Here is a 9,836-nt window from a genome sequence, read left to right as displayed (position 1 = left end):
AAACAACGATTTAGCCGTTCATAATGGGGAATTTCATTTCGTTGAAATTGGGGAAATTTGAATCGTTGTTGACATTTAGTTCTACTAATAAACGTGCATCCATGAATGTAAATTGTTGTGGAATGCAAATTAAGATGAGTCTTATTTTTTCAACTATTTGTAACGTATCATCTTCAGCGATATTTTTTTCCTTTTCTTGAATACTTTCTATTACATTACGAATAACTTCATCTACTATTTCATCTTTTGAAGAAAAGTGTTCATAGATTGTCCTCTTACTGACAGCTAATTGTTTTGCTAAATCACTAATTGTAAATGTAAACCCCTTCGTTTGAATTTGATGAATGGTTTCTGTTACTATTCTTTGTTTCATAATCCGCCCCTAAACCTTTGGTACCAATTTAGTTTTTTTGGTACCATTCCATTTTACAATATTTAACACAATGTATACAACTAACATTTCAAATTTTCTTATTTTTAGCTCAAAACAGGTAAACATAAGAGCGTTGAGAATCATACCTGCATATTTAACAATCAAGTGAATGTATAAAATAACACTCATACATGAAAGTTTAACTAAAGTTAAATGCAATTGTATAAGGCTATGTTGGTAAATATTCTTTTTAGCTTGATGGGGAGAAACGCCGATCTACCTTTCACCTAATTAAAAAAGCGCCCTATAAACAGGGCGCTTTGCTCCAACCTAATGACTAATACTAGCCGTCGGATATAATGTTGTTCCTCCAATTGAAACCTTTATTTCATTTGTTAATGGAACATTTTGTTCATTAATAATGGTTCTCCACCATTCCCATGCAAGACCTGTACATTCTCTTGCTACGATTTTTATATTTTTTGAATTTGGTGGAAGAGGGATTACTGTAGAGTAATGGGCTGTTTTGTCTTTGCCACTACCTTCCCATGTTTTATGTGTTAGTACTTCTTTCCCATTTTGATCAAATGTGAATTCATCCCAAGATACATCAAATTGTGCAACGTAAGCACCGTAATGATCAAGTGTCATTTTTGCACTTGAATATTCTGTAGTTGTCGTCTCGATATAATCTGTATTGTTATGAACAGCAGCAGTTGCATTATCTTTTAAGAACGTGCTTGTATATGAAATTGGATATGCTGGATTTTTAAAACTTAATTCAGCATTATCTTTAATGATATTTCGTATTTCATTGAAATCTTTTGTAACAACCTTGTTATGCTCTTTCGCATCTCCACCTAATACGACAGCAGTAAAGGTACTTTCTTCAAAAATATCTTTGTACTGTCCACTCGTTTCGACGCTGTTATTCTTCAGTAAAGCTTTAAAAGCAGCTTGTACATCTTTACTCTTAGATGTTGTTTCTAATTTTACATAAACCGTTCTACCATAAGCTACATTTGAAACCATAACAGGTGGAGCCGAATTACTTACTCCTTTACGAGTTAGCTCATCAAAAGTAACACTATTATCAAAGAGATCAGATGGATTATTAGGTAGTTCAGCACTTACAGTATAAAATATTTGTTTATATGCCGCCACCATCACTTTCTTTTCTCCATTTGCAACTGCATTAAAGTCAATATTTAGACTGTTATCAAGATATTTAGCATTAACATTAAGAGCACTTGCGATTTGTGATTTACTATAAACCATAGATTCTGTATACTGCATTCTTGCAGGTAACGTATGTGTTGCGGAATACTTTTTATTCCAAGTAGATACTAAATCATCTACTGCTCCAGCCACATTACCATATGTCGGATTTTGGACAGTGATTGTATTTTCTTTTCTCATACCAGGTAAGTCTATACTAATATTCAAAGGCTTTCTCTTAGCCACTAATAAACTCGGTTGATTGTCTGCAAAAGCTTTATTGGCAAGTTGTACAGCTCCTGGATACGTACGATTCGCTACAGAATCAATAATCGAAATATCGACTGGTGACGTTGTAAGTGATTTTTTCTCACGTTCCACTACTACAAATTTACCATTTGAATTGATACTTTCTTTCGGAACAAAACTCTCTATTTTATCACCATTTACAGCTAAAACCTCTTGATTATTATATGTAAGATTCCCTATACCAGTATCAATGCTACTAGCATTTTTAGTTATATTAGTTGCATGACCGATTTGTGTTTCTGCGAAAGAAATAGATGAATAATTAAGAGTGCATAGACTAACTAATACACATGTAAGGAACTTTCTTTTCTTGGTATTTTTCTTAATGTTCAGAAAAAACACCCCGTTCTTTTTTTAGTAAGATATAATAATGATGGATATATGATAGCTAACGAATAAACTTACATAAACGCTTTTAAAAGTTCTTGAACTAAAGGAATTACTCCACCTAAAAATTTTAAAACTGCCATTGCGATTTCCATATTCCTTCCTCCTCTTTGCTGTATTAAGATGTGTTGTATATTTATGCTTTCATTATAATAAGCTTTTACATTTTCATCAATTCATTTTTATATGCAATATTTCATATTAGGGAAAAAGCAACTTTTTCTGTCAGGGTGATGATGCTACCACTCTTCTTGAACATATTTCAATCCTTCTAAAAATATCAGAATTTTCTACTTTTAAGAGGTTATGAACGAAACAACCTCGAATAATTGTAATACATATACATAAGGAGGTTGATCTATTTTGTTTCGTTCTTTTACTAATGGTTGCGTCGCCTTAGTGCAACGCTTCTTGCCAGAACCGTTTATTTTATCATGTTTATTAACTGTTTTCGTTATCTTCTTTGGTATGTTTGCAACGCATCAAACACCTGTGGAAATGATTAATCACTGGGGTAATGGCATTTGGGGACTTCTCGCCTTTTCTATGCAAATGGCACTTGTACTCGTGACAGGATCTGCTTTAGCAAACGCCCCTCTTATTAAAAAAGGATTAACGAAAGCGGCAAGACTACCGAAAACGAATGGACAAGGTATTATTGCCATTTCAATCGTAAGTTTACTAGGGGCGTACATAAACTGGGGATTTGGTATTGTTGTATCTGTTTTATATGCAAAAGAAGTAGCAAGACAGCTGGAAGGATTAGATTATAGACTGGCAATTGCTTCTTCTTACTCTGGATTTCTCATTTGGCATGCGGGGCTTTCTGCTTCTATCCCTCTTACGTTAGCAACAGGCGGAGAAACGTTAATGAAAACGACAGCTGGAAGTATTAAAGAAGCGATTCCAATCACTGGAACGTTATTCTCACCATACGCCCTCGTTCCAGTTATTATCTTTTTAGTTACGATGCCTCTCATTAATAAGGCGATGCATCCAGATGAAAAACATACGATTACAGTAGACCCTAGCGTGTTTCATGAAGAAGCTGCCGCTCAAGAGGTAGGGAAAAATACGTTCGCTGAGAAAATGGAAAATAGTATCATTATTACACTTTGCGTTGGATTGTTAGGTCTCATTTATATTTTCAACTACTTTTATACGAAAGGCTTTAACCTTACGCTAGACATCGTTATTTTTATGTTATTAATTGCTGGACTCGTTTTCCACCGTACTCCGATTCAATATATTCGCGCTTTTTCAGACTCTACGAAAAGCGCTTCTGGCATTCTACTTCAATTTCCGTTTTACGCAGGAATTATGGGGATGATGATTGGAGCAAATAGTGAAGGCCTTTCACTTGGAGGAGCTATTTCGAATTTCTTTATTAGCATTTCAAACGAAACGACTTTCCCGCTCTTTACTTTTTTAAGTGCTGGCATCGTTAATATTTTCGTTCCATCTGGTGGCGGTCAATGGGCTGTGCAAGCACCCATTATGATTCCAGCTGGCGCTGAACTTGGTGTACCTGCTGCAAAAACAGCAATGGCCATTGCGTGGGGCGATGCTTGGACAAATTTAATTCAACCTTTCTGGGCATTACCAGAATTAGCGATAGCTGGTTTAGGTGCTCGTGATATTATGGGATTTTGCGTTGTGAACTTACTATATGCAGGTTTTATCATTAGTCTATGTTTCTTATTTATTTAAACGAAAAGCTAGTTTTATACTAGCTTTTTTACATAATAAATCATTTATTTCCCACGCAATTTATTATGGTCTTCCACTCTATCTCCGTAAGATGTAATGCCTCAAATGCAAAAAAATCTTCACATACTTTTTCAATTAAATGTGGATTGTTCTTAAGGAAATCCCACTGTAATGCTTTAGGAAGAAAATATGTATCATATTCTTTACTTCCCCTTACTACTTCATCCACTTCTCTTTCACAAATTCCTCTTATCAAGTAGTCATTTCTTAATTGTATTTGAATTTGCTGAAATGTTTCGCTACATTTCTTCAATTGAAGTAAACATGTAATATACGTTCGAAAAAGTTCGTTATCATACCCACAACAGTTTATAATACGTTCCATTTCATTCATAATGTACGAGCCTTTTCTTCTATTTGTAATAACCACTTTTCCCGCTTCTCTCGTTTACTCGTTTTTACAGATTGAAATACTGACCGTTTTATATCGCGAATGCCGCAAAAACGTAAAACACCTCTCTTCATTATAATCCAATCTGCTGATCGATATAATAGTGCGACGTACCATAACGGTGAATCTAGCGTATTAATCACCCACGCCTTCTTCCCTTTCAATAACCCTTTAGGTAGAGCACCTTCATATTTATAAGCAAATCCAGCAACGAAAATACGATCAATAAATCCTTTTAAAATAGCTGGCATCCCCCACCACCATATCGGATAGATGAATAGAAGCATATCCGCTTCTTCTACTAATGTCCTATACCGAGCTGTTTCTTCTTCATTTACTAAATCACGTCTTTTCTTCTCTTCATTAAATACAAGGACTGGATCAAATTGCTCCTTATATAAATCAAGTACGGTAACTGAATGATTTGTTTCCTTTAGTCCTTTTTGCACATACTCTAAAATCGCCGCGTTAAAACTTGAAGAACTAGGATGAGCGTATACAATGAGTACATTCACTACAAAACAACTCCCTCTATAAGTTAAAGTTTCCCCTTCTTTAACATCTTCTCTACAATTTGCACGTTTTTTGAACTTTGCAATAAACGATTTAATACTGTGAGTAACTCTTCCTTTTCTAAATCTTTCAGTTTCTCTTTCACCTTACTCTCACCAGCATCTTGCATATCATAAACAACTGCCGCCATATGCTTACAATAATTTTCATATGGACATTCACAATTACTTTCTGAAAAATCTTCGAGATCGATGACCACTTCATAATCCCCTGCATTTCCAGTTACAAATGCAAATACTTTATTATTATGTATTTCTACATCTTCTACATGTCCATCTTCATAATATTCATATCCTCTATCAATAATATATTTCGGAATATGCCTATATAGTTCTTTTATTAAATAAGCGTACATAACAACCCCTCTTCCTTTAATTCCCTTTTGACTTCTAGAGCCACTGCATGTTATTCTAATAACTGTCAAATAGCAAGTCTATATGACAAAACGACTGACACCTATTCGGCGAAGGTGTCTCTTTTCATTTGCAGCCGATATGAAGTGCCTCTTTCAGGCACATTCAATCTTTGACACTACACACTCAACACCATTCCCTGTATCAGGCTGCTTAAGCAGTCTTTTACTCTACATACTTCAAAAAAAGAGAGCTTAGCTCCCTTTTCTCGCCTTATAAAATACCCCTTTTTCAGTATAGAGATATTCATCAGCTAATGTAATTTTCCCATCCAGTTTCAGTTCATCTAATAGTCTTGATAAATAAAATTGATGTAACATCTTTTTCGTGAATTTTCCTTCATGATGCGAAACGATATGTTCTTGAATATCTAACAATGATATCGGCTTATCTTGCTCTATCATATATTCATAAACTGTACTACGCAGTTTTACGTATTTTTCGAGTGTCACAGTAACGCGCAACCCCTTTCTTCTTAATATAAATTTTCGTAATCGGTTTTTTTGCAATAAAAAAACCTCTCCGATAAGAAGAAGTTACGTATATATCTTCGTCTTATCTCCCAGAACAAATATGTTCTGCTGGAATTAGCACCTGCATCGCGGTTGCTGGGTTTCATCGGGCCAGTCCCTCCACCTCTCTGGATAAGAAAATATTCACTTAATTCTTACTATACGTAATTTCATTTCAATTGTCAAACAAATATAACAAATTATATTTTCTTCTTTACTGTTCATACTATACATATATGAGTATGCAAGGAGGATTATGAAATGCACGAAAATGCCCGCGGATATGTCCAAGACTCTTTTCAATCATTACAAGAAGCAAAACAATGTTTAGAAGCAGCATTACAGACTGTTGAAAAAGATTTTAATCGCGCTCGTATTGAGCAATCTCTTTATGCGATCGAACAAGCTATTCAACGCTGCGATTACACCGTTCACATTTTAGAACAAGATTGAAAAAACTTCCCATCATAAGGTGGGAAGTTTTTTCAAATGGCATACTTCATAATTATTGCCGTTATGATTAAAAAATATACAGAATTCACAATTTCTAAAATCCCTACTTTTATAATAGAAATTTTTTTGCCATACAATATAATGGCTCGAATGACACTTGGTATAAAAATAAGAGAACACAACGGATTAATAGCAAATACGATGACCGTTAACATGATATGATAACCCCAAGATATATAACGATACTTCGGATTATTTTTCTCACGTATCATCGTTTTCACATAAAACGTACTTCCTAAAAAATATAAAAATGAAATAAGCGCAATAAATAATGCTGTTTTATCTATCAGTTTCATTGAAAAATAATAACTAACTAAACCACCTATACAGAAAACAATAATTGCACTAACGTCATTTAATAATGCTCTTTCATTTTTTTGACGAGCGTAATACATATTTACTATAAAGAATGGAATCATGACTATTACGAATAAAAGAATGCGCCATTCATATAATAGAGAAATCATCCCAAATATGACCGCAATAATAAAATATACAATTGAAGCATGTAAATACTCTTTTTTCCGTTTTTGTTTTATGTACATAAGAAATGGATACGTAGCTAAATAGATAAAGAACCAAGCTAAAAACAATGGAATATGATACATAGTAGGTTTCCCAAGTATTACACTTAATAGAAATGGTATAACAAGCATCGCCCATGCACCATGTTGCTTCGGAATAACTAACTTCATTAACTATACACCTCCCTTTTGAAAATAATTCTCACCTACTATTATACAAATAATTTTATATGGTAACGGATATATATTGGACTATTTTTTGACAATAAAAAATGCTCCTTACAATATGTAAGAAGCATGAAAGAGGCAAACGAATATGTAAGTCGCGACCCTACCTTATATGAGTATGCTTTTCTATACCATGTTATGCTTATCCAATATGCCATATTTCTTTTTAAATCTTGTAAGAATCGTAATCCAAGACGTACTAAATAATAGTAAGAAAACACCATTCGAAATTGCATGGCTCAAATCGAAATAAAAACTTGCGATATAATACGAAATGACTGTTTCCCACGTTGCCTCTCGTATAAAACCGAGAAGTCCCCAGAAATTCATGATCCAGCCAAATAAAAATCCAACAAACAATCCGTATAGTAGTCTTCCCCATAGCTTTTTCATTAAGAACGTATTACGTAATAATCCAGCTATAAAACCAATCATACCCCATGAAAACATTTGCCACGGCGTCCACGGACCTTGTCCTAAAAAGATATTAGACACAATCGCCGCTGTTGCCCCGATCATAAATCCAGTTTCACTTCCGAACACGATTGCAGAAACGATAATAACAAAAGAAGTCGGTTGTACACTCGGTAAAATAGAAAATGGTACGCGGCTCACTGCTGCAATTGCTGCTAACACGGCAACGAGAACAATTTCACGTGAAACAAACGCCTTTCTTTCAAAGCGGATATAGAAAGGTAACATAATAACGACTAATAAAAACAAACTACTTAACATGTAATACCCATCCATGATAAGTGTAGTAAAGAGTAATGTGCCTATTATTACTGCAAAAATACATATTATGAATGCAACATATCGTTTGGACACGCTTCGTACACATCCTCCCACGTTAATGCATATGGCAATTCTTTTCGAATGAATCGATTGATAGATGTTGTATAAAAGAAGTTGCCACTAAAAAATTCTTTCGGTGCATCATTCATAATGACTGCTCCATCAAATAACATCATACATTGATCCACGTATTTCGCTGCAAACTCAATATCATGCGTTGCCATTACAATTGTTGTACCTTCTTTTTGCAGTTTCCTAAATAACTCTCCTACTCTCTCTTTCTTCCATGGATCGAGTCCCTTTGTCGGTTCATCCAGTAATAATAAAGTCGGCTTTGATAATAACGTTGTACATAATGCAAGTAGTTGTTGCTCTCCCCCGCTACAATCATGTGGATGGCGTTCTTTAAGTGCATATAGCCAAAACTTTTTAAGCTGATGTTCTGCTATTTCGTTTCCTTGTTCTCCATATAATTCACGCGCTCGTTCATACACTTCGTCCCACACTGTATCAAATGTAAAATGATAATACGGATGCTGTGATACATACCCAATACTTTTAAATCGTTCTTTCGAATCAACTTTATGTATCACTTTCCCATTCCACTTTACTTTCCCTCTTCTCGCTTTTTGCAATCCAGCTAAAAGCGTTAACAGTGTAGACTTCCCTGTCCCATTCTTTCCAACGAGAGCTACCCATTTTCCTTTTTCAATCGATACTGTTAAATCTCGTAAAATGAGCGGACTATTTTTTTCATATTGGAATGAAATATGCTCGGCACTTAAAATGACTTCTTGCTTTTCACTTTGTGCTATTGGCTCACTTACATATGACATCGCTGAAAAATCATTCATTTTCATTTGCGCTTCTCGCACTGTAAACGGAATATCTTTCGTATTCCACTCTAAAAACAATCTTGGAATTTGCGGAATAAATGGCCGGAACTTTTCTACTTCCCACATATTTGCTACAACCGTTTTCGGACTACCGTCATACACGATTTGGCCGTTACTCATACAAATAACGCGCGTTGCAAGTGGTATTACTTCATCTAAACGATGTTCACTTAAAACAATCGTAATTCCAAGTTCTTCATTAATACGCTTTAACAATCCTAAAAACTCTTTTGCGGCAATTGGATCTAACTGCGCTGTCGGTTCATCTAATAATAACAATTTCGGTTGCATTACTAATACGGCAGCTAAATTAACAAGTTGCTTCTGTCCGCCAGATAACGTATGAACAGATTGATGCAATAAATCTTGAAATCCTAAGAAACTAATGAGCTCTGCTATTCTTTTTTGAATAATATGTGATGGTAATCCAATATTTTCTAAAGAAAACGCTAATTCTTGAATTACTGTATCCATTACGAGTTGATTTTCTGGATTTTGAAATACCATACCAATTTCTTGAGCAGATAACAAATCCGCTACATTTTCTAATAAAGTACCATCATAATATGTATCCCCAGTACGCTTACCGATTGGAAGTAATTCCTTTTTAAAATGTTTTAATAAAGTCGTCTTTCCAGATCCTGATCCTCCAGCAAGTGCAATAAACTCTCCTTTTTGAACAGAAAGAGAAATATGCTGTAACGCTTCTTCGTTTTCATCAGCATATACAAATGATAAATTGTTTATTTCTGCATGCGCCACCATACCCATTCCCTTCCTTCCATTATGATTGGTAAACTAATAAACATCGTAAATACAACAAACATCATCCCATCATATTGCTGAAATAAAACAGATTATGATGATAGGTAAGGCTTTGATGTAATCTCCACCTTTTCCCCCACCTCACACCGTACGTGCTAGTTTCCTAGCA

10 protein-coding genes, 2 pseudogenes and 1 riboswitch are annotated in these 9,836 nt (G+C 34.7%); of the genes and pseudogenes, 2 read left to right on the top strand and 10 right to left on the bottom strand.

Annotation, left to right across the window (positions count from 1 at the left end; genetic code table 11):
* Nucleotides 1-76 precede the first annotated feature (76 nt).
* Nucleotides 77-373: pseudogene (locus PDQ33_RS26925) on the bottom strand (TetR/AcrR family transcriptional regulator); the annotation flags it as partial.
* Nucleotides 374-703: 330 nt separating this feature from the next.
* On the bottom strand, nucleotides 704-2,242 hold the full coding sequence (gene alo, locus PDQ33_RS26920; protein ID WP_270756926.1) for an anthrolysin O/cereolysin O family cholesterol-dependent cytolysin Alo: 1,539 nt from the start codon (nucleotides 2,240-2,242) through the stop codon (nucleotides 704-706).
* Nucleotides 2,243-2,650: 408 nt separating this feature from the next.
* On the opposite strand from alo, the gene PDQ33_RS26915 reads away from it, so the two are divergent.
* A complete protein-coding gene (locus tag PDQ33_RS26915; protein ID WP_270756927.1) occupies nucleotides 2,651-3,997 on the top strand; it encodes a short-chain fatty acid transporter in 1,347 nt (448 codons plus the stop codon).
* A gap of 40 nt (nucleotides 3,998-4,037) precedes the next feature.
* On the opposite strand, the gene PDQ33_RS26910 is transcribed toward PDQ33_RS26915, so the two are convergent.
* From PDQ33_RS26910 to PDQ33_RS26895, 4 genes are all read right to left on the bottom strand, one after another.
* The gene (locus tag PDQ33_RS26910) at nucleotides 4,038-4,391 is read right to left on the bottom strand and encodes a group-specific protein (RefSeq protein WP_061130531.1); all 354 of its coding nucleotides are present in this window, start codon (nucleotides 4,389-4,391) and stop codon (nucleotides 4,038-4,040) included.
* On the bottom strand, nucleotides 4,388-4,963 hold the full coding sequence (locus PDQ33_RS26905; RefSeq protein WP_061130530.1) for an NAD(P)H-dependent oxidoreductase: 576 nt from the start codon (nucleotides 4,961-4,963) through the stop codon (nucleotides 4,388-4,390). Before PDQ33_RS26905 ends, PDQ33_RS26910 begins: the two co-directional genes overlap by 4 nt.
* A 23-nt stretch (nucleotides 4,964-4,986) precedes the next feature.
* A complete protein-coding gene (locus tag PDQ33_RS26900) occupies nucleotides 4,987-5,376 on the bottom strand; it encodes an SWIM zinc finger family protein (RefSeq protein ID WP_048556804.1) in 390 nt (129 codons plus the stop codon).
* Nucleotides 5,377-5,628: 252 nt separating this feature from the next.
* The gene (locus PDQ33_RS26895; RefSeq protein WP_000171478.1) at nucleotides 5,629-5,886 is read right to left on the bottom strand and encodes a hypothetical protein; all 258 of its coding nucleotides are present in this window, start codon (nucleotides 5,884-5,886) and stop codon (nucleotides 5,629-5,631) included.
* A gap of 100 nt (nucleotides 5,887-5,986) precedes the next feature.
* Nucleotides 5,987-6,085: riboswitch (SAM riboswitch) on the bottom strand.
* 122 nt (nucleotides 6,086-6,207) lie between these two features.
* On the opposite strand from PDQ33_RS26895, the gene PDQ33_RS26890 reads away from it, so the two are divergent.
* Nucleotides 6,208-6,399: a hypothetical protein gene (locus PDQ33_RS26890; protein WP_000545001.1), complete on the top strand. Its 192-nt coding sequence runs from the start codon at nucleotides 6,208-6,210 to the stop codon at nucleotides 6,397-6,399.
* A 32-nt stretch (nucleotides 6,400-6,431) separates the two neighbouring features.
* On the opposite strand, the gene PDQ33_RS26885 is transcribed toward PDQ33_RS26890, so the two are convergent.
* The 4 genes and pseudogenes from PDQ33_RS26885 to PDQ33_RS26870 all read right to left on the bottom strand — a co-directional run.
* Nucleotides 6,432-7,154: a YwiC-like family protein gene (locus PDQ33_RS26885; RefSeq protein ID WP_061130529.1), complete on the bottom strand. Its 723-nt coding sequence runs from the start codon at nucleotides 7,152-7,154 to the stop codon at nucleotides 6,432-6,434.
* 183 nt (nucleotides 7,155-7,337) lie between these two features.
* A complete protein-coding gene (locus PDQ33_RS26880; protein ID WP_270756928.1) occupies nucleotides 7,338-8,039 on the bottom strand; it encodes an ECF transporter S component in 702 nt (233 codons plus the stop codon).
* The gene (locus tag PDQ33_RS26875) at nucleotides 8,012-9,673 is read right to left on the bottom strand and encodes an ABC transporter ATP-binding protein (protein ID WP_270756929.1); all 1,662 of its coding nucleotides are present in this window, start codon (nucleotides 9,671-9,673) and stop codon (nucleotides 8,012-8,014) included. The genes PDQ33_RS26880 and PDQ33_RS26875 overlap by 28 nt, the downstream gene beginning before the upstream one ends.
* Nucleotides 9,646-9,759: pseudogene (locus PDQ33_RS26870) on the bottom strand (energy-coupling factor transporter transmembrane protein EcfT); the annotation flags it as partial. The pseudogene PDQ33_RS26870 and the gene PDQ33_RS26875, both read right to left, overlap by 28 nt.
* Between the last annotated feature and the right edge of the window lie 77 nt (nucleotides 9,760-9,836).

The organism is Bacillus cereus group sp. Bc031, assembly GCF_027716265.1.
Classification (GTDB): Bacteria; Bacillota; Bacilli; order Bacillales; family Bacillaceae_G; genus Bacillus_A; species Bacillus_A paranthracis.
Note: the sequence above shows the minus strand (reverse complement) of the source record. Positions and strands in the feature narration are given on the sequence as shown.

Coding starts and splice junctions, on each gene's coding strand:
- PDQ33_RS26875 (WP_270756929.1), bottom strand. CDS start 9,673: ATGGGTATGGTGGCGCATGCAGAAATAAACAATTTATCATTTGTATAT.
- PDQ33_RS26885 (WP_061130529.1), bottom strand. CDS start 7,154: ATGAAGTTAGTTATTCCGAAGCAACATGGTGCATGGGCGATGCTTGTT.
- PDQ33_RS26910 (WP_061130531.1), bottom strand. CDS start 4,391: ATGAATGAAATGGAACGTATTATAAACTGTTGTGGGTATGATAACGAA.
- PDQ33_RS26900 (WP_048556804.1), bottom strand. CDS start 5,376: ATGTACGCTTATTTAATAAAAGAACTATATAGGCATATTCCGAAATAT.
- PDQ33_RS26890 (WP_000545001.1), top strand. CDS start 6,208: ATGCACGAAAATGCCCGCGGATATGTCCAAGACTCTTTTCAATCATTA.